This window comes from Pseudarthrobacter sp. NBSH8 (genome assembly GCF_014217545.1).
GTDB lineage: Bacteria > Actinomycetota > Actinomycetes > Actinomycetales > Micrococcaceae > Arthrobacter.
The window spans coordinates 599826-615828 of the sequence record NZ_CP043178.1 but is presented as its reverse complement, the minus strand read 5'-3'; the positions used below and the strand labels follow the sequence as shown (position 1 = coordinate 615828).

At 66.6% G+C, this 16003-nt stretch carries 21 protein-coding genes; 15 read left to right on the top strand and 6 right to left on the bottom strand.

Annotated features, from left to right (window positions below; all coding sequences use genetic code 11):
- The first annotated feature begins 135 nt into the window (after positions 1-135).
- Positions 136-1146 carry an RluA family pseudouridine synthase gene (locus FYJ92_RS02885; protein WP_185263640.1) on the top strand — a complete coding sequence of 337 codons (1011 nt, stop codon included), beginning with the start codon at positions 136-138 and terminating at the stop codon, positions 1144-1146.
- On the opposite strand, the gene FYJ92_RS02880 is transcribed toward FYJ92_RS02885, so the two are convergent.
- Genes FYJ92_RS02880 through FYJ92_RS02870 form a run of 3 tightly spaced genes read right to left on the bottom strand, consistent with a single transcriptional unit; the run spans position 1131 to position 2071 of the window.
- Positions 1131-1664 carry an O-acetyl-ADP-ribose deacetylase gene (locus tag FYJ92_RS02880; protein ID WP_185262524.1) on the bottom strand — a complete coding sequence of 178 codons (534 nt, stop codon included), beginning with the start codon at positions 1662-1664 and terminating at the stop codon, positions 1131-1133. The two genes, FYJ92_RS02885 and FYJ92_RS02880, sit on opposite strands and share 16 nt — an antisense overlap.
- 30 nt (positions 1665-1694) lie before the next feature.
- Positions 1695-1904, bottom strand: coding sequence for a hypothetical protein (locus FYJ92_RS02875; RefSeq protein ID WP_185262523.1), 210 nt, complete (start codon positions 1902-1904; stop codon positions 1695-1697).
- Complete coding sequence (locus FYJ92_RS02870) at positions 1901-2071, bottom strand: hypothetical protein (RefSeq protein WP_185262522.1); 171 nt, start codon at positions 2069-2071, stop codon at positions 1901-1903. The genes FYJ92_RS02875 and FYJ92_RS02870 overlap by 4 nt, the downstream gene beginning before the upstream one ends.
- Before the next feature lie 200 nt (positions 2072-2271).
- On the opposite strand from FYJ92_RS02870, the gene FYJ92_RS02865 reads away from it, so the two are divergent.
- The 3 genes from FYJ92_RS02865 (at position 2272) to FYJ92_RS02855 (ending at position 4079) form a co-directional block, all read left to right on the top strand.
- Positions 2272-2418, top strand: a complete 147-nt coding sequence (locus FYJ92_RS02865; protein ID WP_185262521.1) for a hypothetical protein — start codon at positions 2272-2274, stop codon at positions 2416-2418.
- A gap of 218 nt (positions 2419-2636) precedes the next feature.
- On the top strand, positions 2637-3314 hold the full coding sequence (locus FYJ92_RS02860) for a hypothetical protein (RefSeq protein WP_185262520.1): 678 nt from the start codon (positions 2637-2639) through the stop codon (positions 3312-3314).
- A 147-nt stretch (positions 3315-3461) separates the two neighbouring features.
- Entirely contained in the window at positions 3462-4079 is a 618-nt protein-coding gene (locus FYJ92_RS02855; RefSeq protein WP_185262519.1) for a DedA family protein, read from the top strand.
- Between the two features lie 39 nt (positions 4080-4118).
- Here FYJ92_RS02855 and FYJ92_RS02850 read toward each other — a convergent pair whose 3' ends face one another.
- Positions 4119-4424, bottom strand: a complete 306-nt coding sequence (locus FYJ92_RS02850) for a hypothetical protein (RefSeq protein ID WP_185262518.1) — start codon at positions 4422-4424, stop codon at positions 4119-4121.
- Positions 4425-4505: 81 nt separating this feature from the next.
- A complete protein-coding gene (locus tag FYJ92_RS02845; RefSeq protein WP_195808712.1) occupies positions 4506-5717 on the bottom strand; it encodes a HoxN/HupN/NixA family nickel/cobalt transporter in 1212 nt (403 codons plus the stop codon).
- A 139-nt stretch (positions 5718-5856) separates the two neighbouring features.
- On the opposite strand from FYJ92_RS02845, the gene FYJ92_RS02840 reads away from it, so the two are divergent.
- From FYJ92_RS02840 to FYJ92_RS02790, 11 genes are all read left to right on the top strand, one after another.
- Positions 5857-6186 (top strand): hydrogenase maturation nickel metallochaperone HypA, encoded by a 330-nt coding sequence (locus tag FYJ92_RS02840; RefSeq protein WP_185262517.1) that lies wholly within the window; start codon positions 5857-5859, stop codon positions 6184-6186.
- Positions 6187-6190: 4 nt separating this feature from the next.
- On the top strand, positions 6191-7123 hold the full coding sequence (hypB, locus tag FYJ92_RS02835; protein ID WP_185262516.1) for a hydrogenase nickel incorporation protein HypB: 933 nt from the start codon (positions 6191-6193) through the stop codon (positions 7121-7123).
- A 31-nt stretch (positions 7124-7154) separates the two neighbouring features.
- A complete protein-coding gene (locus FYJ92_RS02830; RefSeq protein WP_185262515.1) occupies positions 7155-8213 on the top strand; it encodes a hydrogenase expression protein HypE in 1059 nt (352 codons plus the stop codon).
- A gap of 28 nt (positions 8214-8241) precedes the next feature.
- On the top strand, positions 8242-10035 hold the full coding sequence (locus tag FYJ92_RS02825) for a nickel-dependent hydrogenase large subunit (RefSeq protein ID WP_185262514.1): 1794 nt from the start codon (positions 8242-8244) through the stop codon (positions 10033-10035).
- A gap of 6 nt (positions 10036-10041) precedes the next feature.
- Complete coding sequence (locus tag FYJ92_RS02820; RefSeq protein ID WP_185262513.1) at positions 10042-11019, top strand: NifU family protein; 978 nt, start codon at positions 10042-10044, stop codon at positions 11017-11019.
- 1 nt (position 11020) lies between these two features.
- Positions 11021-11692, top strand: a complete 672-nt coding sequence (locus FYJ92_RS02815; RefSeq protein ID WP_185262512.1) for a DUF5947 family protein — start codon at positions 11021-11023, stop codon at positions 11690-11692.
- Complete coding sequence (locus FYJ92_RS02810; RefSeq protein WP_185262511.1) at positions 11689-12387, top strand: DUF6084 family protein; 699 nt, start codon at positions 11689-11691, stop codon at positions 12385-12387. The genes FYJ92_RS02815 and FYJ92_RS02810 overlap by 4 nt, the downstream gene beginning before the upstream one ends.
- A complete protein-coding gene (locus FYJ92_RS02805) occupies positions 12384-13826 on the top strand; it encodes a hypothetical protein (RefSeq protein ID WP_185262510.1) in 1443 nt (480 codons plus the stop codon). Before FYJ92_RS02810 ends, FYJ92_RS02805 begins: the two co-directional genes overlap by 4 nt.
- 123 nt (positions 13827-13949) lie before the next feature.
- Complete coding sequence (locus tag FYJ92_RS02800) at positions 13950-14441, top strand: hydrogenase maturation protease (RefSeq protein ID WP_185262509.1); 492 nt, start codon at positions 13950-13952, stop codon at positions 14439-14441.
- 12 nt (positions 14442-14453) lie between these two features.
- Positions 14454-14777 carry a HypC/HybG/HupF family hydrogenase formation chaperone gene (locus FYJ92_RS02795; RefSeq protein ID WP_185262508.1) on the top strand — a complete coding sequence of 108 codons (324 nt, stop codon included), beginning with the start codon at positions 14454-14456 and terminating at the stop codon, positions 14775-14777.
- On the top strand, positions 14746-15114 hold the full coding sequence (locus FYJ92_RS02790) for a hypothetical protein (protein WP_185262507.1): 369 nt from the start codon (positions 14746-14748) through the stop codon (positions 15112-15114). The genes FYJ92_RS02795 and FYJ92_RS02790 overlap by 32 nt, the downstream gene beginning before the upstream one ends.
- A 74-nt stretch (positions 15115-15188) precedes the next feature.
- On the opposite strand, the gene FYJ92_RS02785 is transcribed toward FYJ92_RS02790, so the two are convergent.
- The gene (locus tag FYJ92_RS02785; RefSeq protein ID WP_185262506.1) at positions 15189-15962 is read right to left on the bottom strand and encodes a DUF6390 family protein; all 774 of its coding nucleotides are present in this window, start codon (positions 15960-15962) and stop codon (positions 15189-15191) included.
- Positions 15963-16003 lie beyond the last annotated feature (41 nt).

The window sequence follows — 16003 nt, the reverse complement described above, 5'->3', positions numbered from 1 at the left end:
GCAGGCGAAATTTCCACCGCGTCAGGTATATTGCGAGTCGAATATTGTCTTGCGAGTCGAGAACGCGGTGCGGGCGACGCCAATACACTCAGGCCCAGGCGGAGCCGCCAGCCGGCAAAGTAGAATGGACCGGTGATGCAATCCCCCCTCCCCGTGCGTGACGGCGTGAACGCCACCCGCCTGCGCCTCCCGGACGAGGGGCCGTGGACAACCGCGATGGACTACATGATGCACCGCTGGGGCCACATCGATCCGCAGGGCATCGAGGACAGGTTCGACGCCGGCGAGATCGTGGGCGAGGGCGGCGTCGCCCTGGACCGGGCCACCCGGCTCGAGGACCACACCTTCATCTGGTACTACCGCTCACTGCCGCCGGAGACCCGCATCCCGGTGGACATCAGCATCCTGCACCAGGATGACCACCTCCTCGTGGTGGACAAACCGCATTTCCTGCCCACCACCCCGGGCGGCACTTACATCCAGGAATCGGCCCTGGTCCGGCTCCGGAACCAGCTCAACCTGCCGGACCTGATCCCCATGCACCGCCTGGACAGGATGACCTCCGGCGTGCTGCTGCTGTCCACCAACCCGGAAACCCGCGGAAATTACCAGGTGCTCTTCGAGAAGCGGCAGGTGCAGAAGGAATACGAGTGCGTGTCCGCCGCGGAGCCCACCGCAGGCCACCCCGCCGTCGAATTCCCCGTGGTAGTCCGGAACCGGATGACCAAATCCCGCAGCTACCTGCTGGCCGAAGTCATTGAGGGCGAGCCGAACGCGGAGACCCGGATCGAACGGCTGGAAACGTTCGACGGCGGTGCTTCCGAGGGTGCCGCCGGCACCGGCGACGCTGGTGCCCGAGCCCCTGGCATCAACGTGGACGCGGTTAGCACGCCGCGCCTGGCGCGGTACCGGCTGGAGCCGCACTCCGGAAAGACGCACCAACTGAGGGTGCACATGGCCTCGTTGGGACTGGGCATCGTGAACGACGCGTTTTACCCGGACCTCCTGGACAAGGCTCCGGACGACTACTCCAAACCGCTGCAGCTCCTGGCCCGCGGCATCCGCTTTGTGGACCCCATCAGCAAAAAGCCCGTGGAGTACCGCAGCCGACTCCACCTCAGCGAGGCTGCTCATGCACCGCGCTGATCAAACACGGTCCTGAAGTCCTGCTCCATCTCGGGGCCGAACAGGACAAACTCCACCAACTCGAGCGCGCTGGCCGGATGGGAGGCACCAAACCCCGTGACGGCGTCGTGCGCTGCCTCCGCCACCTGGCGCCCGTGCCAGCCGTAGACTCCCCCGCCCACCGCCGGGAGTGCGATGCAAGCCGCGCCCAGCGAGTCCGCCAGCCGCAGGCTTTCGCTGAAGCAGGACACCAGGAGTGCCGGGTTGGTCTGCCCGGCGTGCCGGTTTGGACCCACGGTATGGATGACCCAGCGCGCCGGGAGCCGGAATCCGGGAGTGGCGACGGCGGCTCCCGGCGCCAGCCCGTGCGGCAGGACCGTTTCGCGGAGTTCGCGGCAGGCGGCCAGCAGTTCCGGCCCGGCAGCGCTGTGGATGGCCCCGTCCACACCGCCGCCGCCCAGGAGCGAGGAGTTCGCCGCGTTCACAATCGCGTCAACGGTGCGGGTGGTGATATCGCCTTTGAGGATGGTGATCCGCATGCCGCCAGTTTCCCACTTACGAGGTGCGGCTCAAAGGCCCCGCTTCACCGCAGCAGATGCCCGCAGCATAGCCTCGCGAGTCGTTGCCAGCAGCGCCTGGTAGTTGAGCGGGCCGCCGGAGACGAGGGACTTGTCGTAGGGAACATCGAGGACTTCCCGCGTCAGGGTCTCGAAGTGGTTCCGGGTCCGGTCATGAAGCTGCAGATCGGTCTTCAGGGACGGCGCGGCAAGCAGGGTCACGCGTTGCGGACCTTGTCCTCGTAGCCGCGTTCACGCAACCCGTCCACCAGCCAGACGGCGCTGGCCACCGTGCCTTCCCGCACGGTGGAAACGATGACCAGCTCGTCCGCGGCCGCCACCGGCGCTTCCCAGTTCGAGGACCGCATATTATTTCCGGTATCCACCATGATGATCCGGTAGAACCGGCGCAGCGCCGTGTGTCGCCGCGCTGCAGCAGGTAGCTGCGGTCCTTGCGGCCGGACCCTTCAACGGGTCCCAGGAAAACTAGCCCGGGCGAAGGTGTTAACCGCGCGCGGGCGGAGCCTGCCCAGAATCACCGCGTACTGGCACGCTCATCTCCAGTCATCCGGGCCAGGAGCAAGAAATTGTGGAGACCGCCAGCGATGCAGATGAAATCATCGTGGCTGTTCAGCGTTGGCTCGACGTGCTGAAAGCCATACTGATTGACCAGTATGTGGACTTATTGCCGGTATATAAACCTGCAAAACCCCTGTTACTAACTGCCTTGACATGATGCGCCCCAGTGCCACGATAGATATCTGGGGTATCGCGTGTTTTCCGGTCGCTTGAAGGGGATAGGCATGACTGTGGCTCGCGCCCTGGATTGGGAATTAAGCCTGCTGGGGGCCTGGCGGTTGCGCCGCGGCAGCAATACCGTGACGGTGGCCAGCCGGGAACAGCGCGAGCCAGAATCCACACTGAGCGAGAATCCACACTGAGCGAGGAAGCATCATGGATACCCTCATCGAAATCCCGGGCGACCGAACGGCGGCCAAGTTCGCCTACGCCTCCGCGGGCCTAGGCGTAGTGGGCGTGGCAACACTGGGCGCCATGTTCGCCATCGAAGTGCCAAGGAACGGCCCCTACATCTTCGGCACCATCAACGATGCCACCGGCGGCGTCTTCCAGCTGACGATCATCCCGGTGATCGTCCAGGTCCACTGCCGCCTGCGCCGTACACCCGGCTCCGAGGCAGCCAAATGGCTGGTGATCGCGGCCAGCGCCGCAGGATCGGCAAGCTCGTTCCTCCTCGTCGCGAAGAAGCTCGATTTCAATGTTTCCACCGGCATCTCGGTGGGGGCAATGGTGGTCCAGGCCGGCTGGTTCCTGCTGGCCCACCGGGCGCTGCTCAAGTCGGGCGGCTATCCCCGGGATCTCGCGAGGCTGGGAGAGTTCATCGGCGGCGCCTTGGTGGTGGGGCTGCCCTTGGCTGCGCTGACGGCTTTGGAACCGGCGCCGGCCTGGATCCGCTGGGGCATCGGCGGGGCGGGAATCGCCGTGGGCGCCGCCGCGTGGGTCGCCTGGCCGTACTGGTATTTCCTCGCTGGACGGCACCTCAGCCACGTTCCCAGGGAAGTTCGCGGAGGAGTCCCACGGCCACGCCGCCGGAACATCGGCGCTGGCTACTGAGGCGCCGGGTACAGAGGCTCCGGGTACCGGAGCGCGTGGTACTGGGACGCGTGGTACTGGGACGCTCGCTGAACCCAATGAGGTGAAGTCCGTGCCGCCGTCCAGCTCAGGCCGTGCTGCCGCGCAAAAGTGCGGTACTTTGTGGCCATGGACTTTGGCGACGCCGACAGCTGGGGGGCGGCGATCTACTTCTGGATCATCCCCATGGTCCTCGGCGATGCCATCTTCCCGCCCATCCCGTCAGAAATGTTGGTGATCACCGGCGGGGCCCTCTCGGCCGACGGCCGGGCCAACGTCTTCCTGGTGGGGGCACTGTGCGCGGTGGCGTCCTGGATTGGGGACATGGTGGTGTTCCAGCTCTTCAAACGCCGGCTCAGCCATGTCCTGGACCGCTGGCGGTGGGGCCACAAAGTCCATACCGGCATCCATAAGGCCATCGCCAAGGCCGGCCGCTCCTCCACCTACGGGACCATCATCGGCGCCCGCTTCATCCCCGGCGGGCGGCTGGCGACGTCGGCCGCTTCGGGCATCGCAGATGTTTCCGCCCGGGGCTTCAGCCTGTGCGCCGGCCTCGGCGCGGTCCTCTGGGCCAGCTGGCTGGTGGGCCTTGGCTACTTCACGGGATCGGCCACCAAGCTGCCGTTCTGGGCGAGTTCGCTGATCGGTGTGGTGCTGGGCCTGGTGTTCGGCGTCGTCGTCGGCATCATCGTGACCCGCCGGCGCGGCACCCGCTCACCCGTGGACGAGCCGGGTCCCGGCTCGTGAGCTCGGGCGCGTAAGCTCGACCGAGTTCGCATGAGTGAGCTAAACAGGCGCCCAGCGGCCGCGGTTGCGGCGGAGCACCGTCAGTGAGCCGGTGAGCGCAACGCGTTCGACGGCGTCTCGCATCATCGCTGCCGATTCGCACGCCTGCTGGTTCTCACCGCTGTATTCGGTCGCCTCCACGAGGAAGCGCAGGTTCAGCTGCGGAACGCCGGCGGCTAGTTCGATCTGGTTGGATTCCACATGGTGGCGGGTCTCCAATGCCTCAACAGCGGCGGCCATCACGGCTTCCGGCGGGTTGCCAGGTTTCAGTCCGGTGATTTTCAGGCGCGTCTGGAACGAAGGCATGCCGTCAACCCTATCCCGGCCGCCCGCTGGCCTGGCTAGACCCGCCGTCCGCTGCCCTGACTGGTCCTGCAGCCGGTGCTGCTACTCGGGGCCGCTCTCGGGGACGGGCACTGACCAGCGTTCCTCGATATGCCCGAAGCGCCACACGCCCAAGGCAAGGAGCCAAGTGAATACGAAGAGCGCCACGGTTGTGTAGCCGACGGCGGCCAGGTCGAGTCCGCCGATCACAGCCAGCGGCCCGGACCGGATCCCGGCGCTGTACACCAGGAGGGAAATCAGCTGCACGGAGCCGACGCCCAGCGCAACGGCCACGGACAGCCCGGTCACCACCACGTTGTAGTAGATCCTGCGGACCGGCCGGGAAAGCGCCCAGCGGTATGCGAAAGTCATGAGGCAGCCGTCCAGCGAGTCCAGCAGGCTCATGCCCGCCGCGAAGAGGACCGGCAGCGTGAGGATCGCGTACCACGGCAACGCCGAGGCGGCGGCCCCGGCCGCGAGGATCAGCAGGCTCACCTCCGTCGCGGTATCAAAACCCAAACCGAACAACAGTCCCACACCATACATCTGCCGGGGCTTGGTGATCAGTCCGGTCAACCGGCCGAAGAGCCGCGTCATGAGGCCACCGGGGGCAGGCTGGTCTTCCAGTCCGGCGCCGCTGTCCCGGCTGGACCGCAGCCGTCGCGCAGACCGGAGCACCTCCAGGAGGATCGCCAGGTTCAGGACGCCGATGAGGTATAAAAACACGCCCGAGACTGCGGTCCCGAAGATCTGCAGGCCCGCCTCGGTTTCGCCCGTAACCACCCCGCCCTGGTCCGTCAGGCTACGGATTCCGGCCGCCAGCAAAGCGCACAGGCCAAAAACGACGCTCGAGTGGCCCAGGGAGAACCAGAAGCCCACAGTCACGGGCCTGTGACCGGGGCGGCCTTGCCCGTTGCGGGCCTCCCCGTTGCCCGACTGCCTGTCGCCTGGGTGGCCCTTAACAGGGTGGCCGCCGCCTGAGAGTTTCCGTGTGGTGTTGTCGATGGCGGCGATGTGGTCCGCGTCGAATGCGTGGCGCAGCCCCAGCGTGTAGGCGGCAACGCCGAGGCCAACGCCGAAAACGCCGGCGGAGCCCGCCGGAAGGTTTTCTGCCGCCACAACGGCCAGCAGCACGCCCCAACCCACAGCATGCAGGAGCAACACAACGGCCGCCATTCCACCGATCGATGCCCGTTCCCGGCCGGTCAGTGCATACCCGGACCGTACGGTCGTGGGCGGCGGCGGCGTGTTGCCTCCCGCTTCCGGTTGCTGCATTGCCGAGCCTCCGGCTTCCGCGTAACTGCAGAATACTGGGATGACTATACGCCCCTAGTCGACGAATGCGCAGCTGTCAAATTTGGAGGTTGATTTATGGCCTGGACCAGCCTATCTTGGCAGAGAGGGGGCAGTACCCATGCACGAACTCTCGATCGCACAGAGCCTGATTGACGCGGTTTTGGACAAGACCGCCGGCCGGGCAGTCATGGGTGTCAACCTTCGGATCGGACCGTTATCGGGTGTGCTTCCGGACGCCCTCCGTTTTTGTTTTGATGTGGCTTCAGCGGGTACCACCCTGGCAGGGGCGCGGCTGCTGATCGATGAGCCGCAGGCCCGTGGGCATTGCCGCGAGTGCGGAACGGACTTCGCGATGACGGACATGTTCCTTTTGTGTCCCTGTGGCAGCGCCGACGTCGCAGTGGTCAGCGGGCGGGAACTCAACCTCGTTTCGGTGGAGGTGGCGTAGCGAAATGTGCGCGACGTGCGGCTGCGGCGATGAAGCTGCCCCCCGGGTGTACTCCCTGGAAGTGCCGGGCCTGGACGTGCCGGGGCAGGAAGTGCCGGGGCCCCAGGCACATGAGCATTCCCACGAACCTGGGCATTCGCACACGCATGACGGGCACACCCACAGCCACCCCCACGACCACGCGCACCCCCACGCCGACGGTCACAGCCACACCCAAGCCAATACCCCGGAACTCATCCCGCTGGAACAGAACCTGCTGGCCAAGAACGACCTCCTCGCGGAACGGAACCGCGGCTGGCTCGCCGGGCGGAAGGTCAGGGCGCTGAACATGATGAGCTCCCCGGGCTCCGGCAAGACCACGCTCCTGGTGCGCACGCTCACGGAGCTGGGCGACCGGCTGCAGGCCGGCGTCATTGAAGGGGACCAGGAAACCTCCCTCGACGCCGAGCGCATCCGCAAAGCCGGCCGGCCCGTGGTGCAGATCAATACAGGAGCCGGCTGCCACCTGGATGCCGATATGCTCCGCCGCGGACTCGACGCGCTCGATCCCGCCATGGGTTCAACCGTGTTCATCGAGAACGTGGGAAACCTCGTCTGCCCCGCGCTGTTTGATCTGGGCGAAGCAGCGAAAGTAGTAGTCGTCTCAGTGACGGAAGGTGATGACAAACCGCAGAAGTACCCGCATATGTTCATGGCCGCTGACTTGGTGATCATCAACAAGTCGGACCTCCTCCCCTACGTCGAGTTCGACGTCGACGAATGCGTTCGCCGCATCCGTCGCCTGAACGCGCACGCACAATTCCTGGTCCTCTCGGCCACTACCGGCGACGGCGTTACCGCCTGGTATGACTGGCTGGACGGCCACCCCTCCCGGACAGAGACCCGCGCTGGGTCTTTGGCAGGGCCTCTGGAAGAGTCCCTGACAGACGCACACTGAGCCCCCTTACGGGCCGCGGAAAGACGCAACGATGCCTACCGAAACTTCCCTCAGGGCCGAAGAAACCCTGATTCACGTGCTCTGGATCAATGCAGGGCTGAGCTGCGACGGCGATTCCGTCGCCCTGACAGCGGCCACGCAGCCCAGCGTGGAGGAGATCGCGCTCGGTGCACTGCCCGGCCTGCCCCGCATTGCCATGCATTGGCCCCTGATCGATTTCGAGTGCGGCCCGCAGGAGGGCGCCGACGATTTCCTGGAGTGGTTCCGCAAAGCCGACCGGGGTGAGCTGGAGCCGTTCGTGCTGGTGGTCGAAGGGTCCATCCCGAACGAAAAACTGCACGACGAAGGGGGCTACTGGTGCGGTTTCGGCAACGATCTGGCCACTGGTCAGCCCATAACCACCAGCGAATGGCTGGACCGGCTGGCGCCCAAAGCCACGGCCATCATCGCCGCCGGCACGTGTGCCACGTACGGCGGCATCCATGCGATGGCGGGAAACCCCACCGGAGCCATGGGTGTCCCGGACTACCTTGGTTATGGCTGGAAGTCCAAGGCTGGCATCCCGATCGTCTGCGTGCCCGGGTGCCCCATCCAGCCGGACAACCTCTCCGAAACCATGACCTACCTGCTGTACCAGGCCACCGGCCAGGCTCCGATGATCCCGCTGGATGATGCGCTGCGGCCCACGTGGCTGTTCGGCAAGACAGTGCACGAGGGCTGTGACCGGGCGGGCTACTACGAGCAGGGCGATTTCGCCACCGAGTACGGCTCCCCCAAGTGCATCGTCAAGCTTGGCTGCTGGGGTCCGGTGGTCAAGTGCAACGTGCCCAAACGCGGCTGGATGAACGGGATCGGCGGCTGCCCCAACGTTGGCGGCATCTGCATCGGCTGCACCATGCCGGGCTTCCCGGACAAGTTCATGCCGTTTATGGACGAGCCACCCGGCGGCAAGCTCTCAACGAACACCATCCGCCCATACGGCGCGGCCATCAGGGCGCTGCGAGGCATAACTACCCACACGCTGAACCAGGAGCCCAAGTGGCGCCGTCCCGGCACCGAACTGCTGACCGGCGCAAAGCGCACCTGGTAAGTCCCCCATTTCCAGACAGGTGAAGAACATGACCTCAACGATTCCTATGCCGTCCGGGAGCGGAACGGACAACAGCAACCTGGTGGAGATGGCCTGGGATCCCATCACCAGAATTGTGGGCAGCCTGGGCATCTACACCAAGATCGATTTCGCGAACAACCAGGTGGTGGAGTGCAAGAGCACGTCCTCAATCTTCCGCGGCTACTCCATCTTTATGAAGGGCAAGGACCCGCGGGACGCCCACTTCATCACCAGCCGCATCTGCGGGATCTGCGGCGACAACCACGCCACCTGTTCCTGCTACGCGCAGAACATGGCCTACGGCGTCAAGCCGCCGAACCTCGGTGAGTGGATCGTCAACCTGGGCGAGGCCGCCGAGTACATGTTCGACCACAACATCTTCCAGGAAAACCTGGTGGGCGTGGACTACTGCGAAAAGATGGTCTCCGAGACCAACCCCGGGGTCCTGGCCAAGGCAGAAAATACCCGCGCTCCACACGAGGGCGACCACGGCTACCGGACCATCGCGGACATCATGCGCTCGCTGAATCCGTTCACCGGCGAGTTCTACCGCGAGGCGCTGCAGGTCAGCCGGTCCACCCGCGAGATGTTCTGCCTGATGGAAGGCCGCCACGTCCACCCGTCCACGCTCTACCCCGGCGGGGTGGGGACCGTGGCCACCATCCAGCTCATGACCGACTACATCACCCGGCTCATGCGGTACGTGGAATTCATGAAAAAGGTCGTGCCGATGCATGACGACCTTTTCGATTTCTTTTACGAGGCCCTCCCCGGCTACGAGCAGGTGGGCCTGCGGCGGACGCTGCTGGGCTGCTGGGGCTCCCTCCAGGATCCGGACTACTGCAACTTCGAGTACAAGGACATGACCGAATGGGGCCAGAAGATGTTCGTCACCCCGGGCGTGGTGGTGGACGGCAAACTTGTCACCACCGACCTGGTCCGGATCAACCTTGGCATCCGGATCATGCTGGGCTCCTCCTACTACGAGGACTGGGAAGACCAGGAGATGTTCGTGACCCGCGATCCGCTGGGCAACCCGGTGGACCGCCGCCATCCCTGGAACCAGCACACCAATCCCCGGCCGCAGAAGAGGGACCTGAAGGAGAAGTACAGCTGGGTCATGTCCCCGCGCTGGTTCGACGGCCAGGACAACCTGGCTCTGGACACCGGTGGCGGCCCGCTGGCGCGGCTTTGGGCCACGGCACTGGCCGGACTGGTGGACATCGGCTACCTCAAGGCGACCGGCAGGAGTGTGCAGATCAACCTCCCCAAGACCGCGTTGAAGGGTCCCGTTTCCTTTGAATGGAACATCCCGCAGTGGAGCAACACCCTGGAACGCAACCGCGCCCGCACCTACTTCCAGGCCTACGCGGCCGCAGCGGCGCTGCACTTCGCCGAGAAGGCGCTGGAGGAAATCCGGGCCGGCCGGACCAAGACGTGGGAGTCCTTCACGGTTCCGGATGAGGCGATCAGCTGCGGCTTCACGGAAGCGGTCCGCGGCGTCCTGTCACACCACATGGTGATCCGGGACGGCAAGATCGCCAACTACCACCCGTATCCGCCCACTCCCTGGAACGCCAGCCCCACAGACTCCTCGGGGACCCCCGGCCCCTATGAGGATGCGGTGCAGGGCCAGCCGATCTTCGAGGAGAACGACCGCGAGCATTTCAAGGGGATCGACATCATGCGGACCGTCCGCAGCTTCGATCCGTGCCTGCCGTGCGGTGTCCACATGTACCTGGGCAACGGCCAGACCCTGGAAATGCTGCACTCGCCCACCCAGACCCTGACGGGCGAGTAACCTGCCATGCCCGGCGCGGACCCGCAGCTGCAGCTGCAGCTGCAGCTGCAGACCAGCGAACTGCGGCCCGGAGAACGCATAGGTACGCTCCTCGACGCCCTCGGTGCCGGCGGGGCGGTGGCCCGCGGCCGTGCCGAGGACCTGGTCCGCCAGGTCACCGACATGTACGGTTCAGGGCTGGAACGAATGCTGGAAATCCTCGATGAGCAGGGAAAGCTCGACGACGGGACGCTGGCAGCGCTCGCCTCCGACGAGTTGGTGTCCGGCCTGCTGATCATCCACGGCCTGCATCCCGAATCGATGGAGACGAGGGTGGCCGGCGCCTTGGACAGCGTCCGGCCCTACCTTGGCTCCCATGGCGGGGATGTGGAACTGCTGAACATTAGCCCGGAGGGCGTCGTGCGGTTGCAGCTGCTCGGCACCTGCCAGGGCTGCCCGTCCTCGTCCGTTACCTTGAAATTCGCCGTCGAAGAGGCGATTGAAACGGCAGCCCCGGAGGTCACGGCCATCGAAGTGGTGGAGGCGGAAAAACACGCCGCCACCCCCGCCTTCATCCCCCTGGACTCCCTGCTTGTCCGGATGAACCACACGGAACCCGGCGCGGGCGCAGGCTGGCAGGACCAGCCGGACGGGTCCTGGGAGCCCGTCCCTGGCGTCGCAGACCTGGAACCCGGCGACGTGGCCGGGTTTCAGGTGGGCGGCTATTCGCTCCTGGCCTGCCGCACCGGGCAGGACGTCTACGCCTACCGGGACCACTGCCCGCGCTGCGACGGGTCCATGGCGGGCGCCGCCTTGCAGCGCGCCCTGGCCGCCCCCGCCGGCGGCGGCCTGCTCCGCTGCCCCACGTGCCGTTCCCACTTCGATGTCCGCCAGGCCGGCTCCTGCCTTGAGGACCGCAGCCTGCACCTGGACCCGCTCCCGCTGCTTGTGCGCAGCGGCGTGATGTCCGTGGCCGTGCCCGTTGCCGCGGGGAAGGGCGGCTGACGTGGAGGCGCCCGGCCTGCCCATTGCGCTGCTGCGGCGGATTGCTGCCGCGCCGCCGGCAGCGCCCGCCGGCGAGCGCTGTGAAATGTGCGGGGAGCCCATCGCGGCCGAACACCAGCACGTGGTTGACCTGGACAGCCACGCCATGATGTGCACGTGCCGGCCGTGCTACCTGCTCTTCACAGACAGCAGCGCCCATCTCAGGTACCGGTCGGTGCCGGACCGGTACCTGTCCTTCCCCGATTTTGAGCTTGGCCCCGGCCAGTGGGACGAGCTGGAGATCCCCGTGGGACTGGCATTCTTCTTCCGCAGTTCCAGGATGGAGCGAACGGTGGCGTTCTATCCGGGCCCTGCCGGCGCCACCGAATCCGAACTGCCCCTGGACGCCTGGGATGCCGTAATGGCGCGGAATCCCGCCTTGTCCATAGCCGCCCCCGACACCGAAGCCCTCCTGATCCGGGGCCCCGGCGTGGACCGTCCCCAGGCCGATTGCCACCTGGTGCCCGTGGACTCCTGCTATGAACTGGTGGGCCACCTGCGGCGGCTATGGCGGGGGTTCGACGGCGGCCAGGAGGCACGCGACCAGCTCACCGCTTTCTTCGAAAAAGTCAGCAGCCGGAGCAGGCCGGTCCACGAAGCCACCCGGGAATCAGCCTCCGGAGGCCCCCCGTGATTGCCCTGGCATTCGAGGTACTGGACATCCAGCCGGAACCCTACGCGGCGGCACCCCAGCTCACGGCGACGCTGCGGGTGACCGAATCCACCGGCGCCGCGGTACACGCCATCGCCCTGCGCAGCCAGGTCCGGATCCTGCCCCAGCGCCGCGGCTACACCCCTGGGGAAGAAGCCGGCCTGCTGGACCTGTTCGGCGAGCGCAGCCGGTGGCCCACCACGCTGAAGTCCTTCCTCTGGCTGCAGTGCAGCACCATGGTCCAGGGTTTCACCGGGGAAACCGAGGTCCGGCTGCCTCTGCCCTGCACCTTTGACTTCGACGTGTCCGCGGCCAAGTACCTGCACTCCCTGCGGGACGGAATCGTCCCACTGGAACTGCTGTTCTCCGGCACGGTCTTTACCCGGGGCGAGGCCGGCTTCGGCGTGGAGCAGGTGCCCTGGGACCTCGAAGCCTCCTACCGCCTTCCCGTGGACGCCTGGCGCCGGCTGATGGACCAGTACTTCCCCAACACCGGCTGGCTCCGCCTGGACCGGGAGGTACTCTCCGCGCTGTCGCATTACAAGGCCGCCCGCGGCCTGACCTCGTGGGACGCCACCCTGGAGAGTCTGCTGGCGGACGCCGCAGTATTGTCCCCAGCAGCGGCATCCCCAGCAGCAGCTTCCCCGGCAGCACTGTCAGGAGAGGCACTGCTATGAACATGACCCTGAGCCTGGCCCGCGCCGTAGCAGATGCCGTCCTCTACGAGGGCTACCTGCTCTACCCATACCGCGCGTCGTCGCAGAAGAACCAGGCCCGGTGGCAGTTCGGCATCCTCGGCCCGCCGGGCGCCGCCGCAGCCGGGACCGGCGAAGAGCCGGACATGTTCGCGGACTGCCTGCTCACCCCCGGCCCTCAGGCCGCCATCGAAATCCATGTGCGCTTCCTGCAGCTCCAGAGCCGGACCGCAGAGAAAACGGACGACGACGGCGGGTACACGTCGGTGGATGAGCTCACTGTCGGCGCCGCCCGGTGGCTGAGTTGGGACGAGGCAGTGGAGCGGGAAGTCACGCTGGGACCGTTCGCCGTCGCCGGGCTCGGAGGGCGGGAAACGGTCCTGCCCGTGGAGGTTCCCGGCGGGGAGGACACCGAGGAACTCCGTGACGCTTCGGGGCGGCTGGCTGGGCGGCTGGTCCGCCGTCGTCGTGCGCTGCAGGGCGAGGTGAGGCTGGCAGCTTCGCCCGCCGGCGGGCCACTGGTCAGGCTGCGCGCCGGCGTTGCGAACAGGGCCGCGAAGACTGCGGCGGCCCCTGCGTCAGGTGGGGCGGAAGGCTGGACGGATGCCTGGACACGACAGGATGCCATCGCGGAATCCTTCATTGGTACGCACCTGCTCCTGAGCCTCCAGGACGGCGATTTTGTCTCCCTGCTTGAGCCGCCACCGAACGCCCAGGCCGCTGCGGCCACCTGCCGGCAGCACCGGTGCTGGCCCGTCCTGGCCGGTCCGGAAGGGCAGCGTGACGTGCTGCTGGCATCCCCGATCATCCTCTACGACCACCCCGCCGTTGCGCCGGAAAGCTCGGTGGCGCTGTACGACTCCACAGAAATCGACGAGATCCTCACCCTTCGCGTACTGACCCTCACCGAGGAGGAGAAGGCCGAAGCCCGGGCTACGGATCCGCGGGCGGCGGCCATCATCGACCGGTGCGAGGCCATGTCCCCGGCGGACCTGCAGCAGCTGCACGGCATCCTGCGCAATCCGCACGCCCTGGGCGGTGCTGCCTTGGACGTCGCCCTGGACAGCCCGGAACCCTCAACCGGACGCAGCGGCGAGGAAGCCGAGTGGTGGACGCCCGAAGCCGAAGCCCTGGTCCAGCCGCATCTGGATGCCGTCCTGATTAACGGGGTTCCCGTGGCCCGGGGCAGCCGGGTCCGGGTGAATCCGAGCAGGCGGGCCGACGCCCAGGACCTGTTCTTCGCCGGGCAAACGGGCCGCGTCACCAACGTCCATTTCGATGTTGACGGCAGCACCCACGTGGGCCTGGTCCTCGACCAGGACCCCGCCGCAGACCTCCACGAGGGCTACGGCCGCTCCTTCTACTACTCACCGGAAGAGCTCGAGCCCCTGGGGCAGGATGGAAAGGAAAACCCGCCATGAGAATCATAGGAATGGCCACCGTGGCGTTTCTGGCGGCGTTGGCACTCGGCGCCGTCTACGTGGGGATCCGGTCGGTCCCCGACGTCCAGCGCTACCTGAAGGCTCGGCGGATGTGATCCCGGCATGACTGTGCTGGTGGCAGGCGTGGGCAACATGTTCCTGCGGGACGACGGCTTCGGCCCGGAAGTCGCCCGCCGGCTGGCCTCGGAGGGGGACCTGCCGCCCGGCGTCGACGTGGCTGACTACGGTATCCGCGGCATGCACCTGGCCTATGATCTCCTGGCCGGAGTGGACGTGCTGGTGCTTGTGGATGCCGTGCCGCCGGAGCGCGGGACGGAACACAACGAAGCCCCCGGCAGCCTCCGCGTACTCCGGATCCGCAGCGAGGATCTCGACGCCGGCGCCACCTTGGACCCGCACGGCATGGACCCTGCCGCCGTCCTGGGCAAGCTCCGGTCGCTGGGCGGCGAGGCCCCCGTGACCTATGTGGTGGGCTGCGTTCCGGCCGACGTCACCGACGGCATCGGGCTGACACCGCCCGTGTCCGCCGCCATCCCGGCGGCGATGGCCGCCGTCGTCGATCTCCTGAGCCAGTACACCTCCAAGCAGACCTAAGGCGGACCAACCATGTGCCTCGGAATCCCCGGCCAGGTCATCGGCCCGATCGAGGGCTACGGCAACCAGCTCGCCCTGGTGGACGTGGCCGGGGTGCAGCGCAAAATCAACATCGGGCTCCTGGACGACGGCCCGCTGCCCCCGGGCAGCTGGGTCCTGATCCACATGGGCTTCGCGCTTGAGCGGGTGGATCCTGCGGGCGCCGAACAGGCGATGAGCGGCCTGGAACTGATGGGCCGGCCACGGCTACCCGGCGACGACAACATGCCGCCTCCGACTGATAACCAGCAAGAAGGAGAACACCATGACACCGATGAATCCGTCCGAACCACGTGACTCCGAACCACGCGGCTCCGAAGGAACTGGCGAGGAGCAAGGGACCTCGCCCGGAACAGCGCGGGCCTGGGGCAGCGAGCCGCCCTTGAAGGAGCCCGCCCAGCCGGGTTCTGATGAGACCCCCGAGGACGCGGCCATGGCGCCGGAAGGGGTGGGCGAGAGCACCACGAGGCGTGGTGAAGACGTGATCAAGGAGGAAGGCAAAGAGGCTGGCCGAGAAGATACCGGCACGGACGCGGGCCCTGTGGAGCGTCCCACCGGCGAATCCTCACCCCGCGATTCGACCGGCGTCGAACCTCCGGAGGACCCTGACACCGCGGCACCGCAGGCGCCCTAGGCCGGGTACCAAGGCTGTTGGTCGAGGTCGCAGTGCTTGAGGGCTTAGCGTTCCACTCTTTATCCTTTGAGTCTTTAGCGTTCGAGGGCGATGGCTGCGCCGCGATGCTCCACGCCGCTGTTGGCGATCTTGAGGTGCCTGCCGGTGAAGAGCTTCAGTTGCTGCAGCTGGTGCGGCGTCAGCCGGTCACAGACCCAGTCCCAATGGAGCGAGACCACATCGCCCGCCGCGAGCCCGGCAATAAAGCCGGTTCCGTTCACGGCATACCTGGCGGTCTCCACCACGGGTTCGCCGACAGCCAGGGATGTGCCGTCCCACGTCAGGGGACGCGACTTCACCACGGCTTCGTCGCCCGTGATGGCCAGCACCTCGCCCCACCGGATCCGACAGCGGTCAAGGACGATCAGCGCAGTGGCATACCGGCGGTCATCGCGCAGCAGACCCAGCCAGGGGTAGATCTCGAAGACGTGGAAGCTGTGGTGCGGGACGCCGCCGGCCAGGACGCCTTCCACGAGGTGCGGGAACTGGCGGCCGGTTCGTGCCCGGAACCGGTCTTCCATCGAGTTGCCCATGGTGCTGATGCCCACGGTATCCAGGAGGCTGTTTCCCACCCAGTACGCTTCCACCACGCGGGCGTCGAGCGGATCGTGGATACCATGGGCCCCGGCAATCAGTTCCAGGTATGGAAAGGCACCGGCAAAGCCCTTCGCGAGTTCCCGCAGGCCCGGGTCGGTGACTCCGGACTGGCCGTAGTGGAGCAGGGCATCGCTGTCCGGAGGCCCGCAGCTGCCACGGGAATTGGGCGGGTAGGCATACCGCACAAACATCTGGGCACCATCGATAACCATCGCGTGGCCACCTTCTCCGAGGGTCTTTCGAACGTAGCACC

Excerpts from the sequence above, each read along its gene's own strand:
- FYJ92_RS02845 (WP_195808712.1), bottom strand. The coding sequence starts at position 5,717 with ATGCAGCAACCGGAAGCGGGAGGCAACACGCCGCCGCCGCCCACGACC.
- FYJ92_RS02885 (WP_185263640.1), top strand. The coding sequence starts at position 136 with ATGCAATCCCCCCTCCCCGTGCGTGACGGCGTGAACGCCACCCGCCTG.
- FYJ92_RS02870 (WP_185262522.1), bottom strand. The coding sequence starts at position 2,071 with ATGGTGGATACCGGAAATAATATGCGGTCCTCGAACTGGGAAGCGCCG.
- FYJ92_RS02800 (WP_185262509.1), top strand. The coding sequence starts at position 13,950 with ATGACTGTGCTGGTGGCAGGCGTGGGCAACATGTTCCTGCGGGACGAC.
- FYJ92_RS02795 (WP_185262508.1), top strand. The coding sequence starts at position 14,454 with ATGTGCCTCGGAATCCCCGGCCAGGTCATCGGCCCGATCGAGGGCTAC.
- FYJ92_RS02855 (WP_185262519.1), top strand. The coding sequence starts at position 3,462 with ATGGACTTTGGCGACGCCGACAGCTGGGGGGCGGCGATCTACTTCTGG.
- FYJ92_RS02825 (WP_185262514.1), top strand. The coding sequence starts at position 8,242 with ATGACCTCAACGATTCCTATGCCGTCCGGGAGCGGAACGGACAACAGC.
- hypB (WP_185262516.1), top strand. The coding sequence starts at position 6,191 with ATGTGCGCGACGTGCGGCTGCGGCGATGAAGCTGCCCCCCGGGTGTAC.
- FYJ92_RS02805 (WP_185262510.1), top strand. The coding sequence starts at position 12,384 with ATGAACATGACCCTGAGCCTGGCCCGCGCCGTAGCAGATGCCGTCCTC.
- FYJ92_RS02790 (WP_185262507.1), top strand. The coding sequence starts at position 14,746 with ATGACACCGATGAATCCGTCCGAACCACGTGACTCCGAACCACGCGGC.
- FYJ92_RS02820 (WP_185262513.1), top strand. The coding sequence starts at position 10,042 with ATGCCCGGCGCGGACCCGCAGCTGCAGCTGCAGCTGCAGCTGCAGACC.
- FYJ92_RS02880 (WP_185262524.1), bottom strand. The coding sequence starts at position 1,664 with ATGCGGATCACCATCCTCAAAGGCGATATCACCACCCGCACCGTTGAC.
- FYJ92_RS02860 (WP_185262520.1), top strand. The coding sequence starts at position 2,637 with ATGGATACCCTCATCGAAATCCCGGGCGACCGAACGGCGGCCAAGTTC.
- FYJ92_RS02785 (WP_185262506.1), bottom strand. The coding sequence starts at position 15,962 with ATGGTTATCGATGGTGCCCAGATGTTTGTGCGGTATGCCTACCCGCCC.
- FYJ92_RS02850 (WP_185262518.1), bottom strand. The coding sequence starts at position 4,424 with ATGCCTTCGTTCCAGACGCGCCTGAAAATCACCGGACTGAAACCTGGC.
- FYJ92_RS02840 (WP_185262517.1), top strand. The coding sequence starts at position 5,857 with ATGCACGAACTCTCGATCGCACAGAGCCTGATTGACGCGGTTTTGGAC.
- FYJ92_RS02830 (WP_185262515.1), top strand. The coding sequence starts at position 7,155 with ATGCCTACCGAAACTTCCCTCAGGGCCGAAGAAACCCTGATTCACGTG.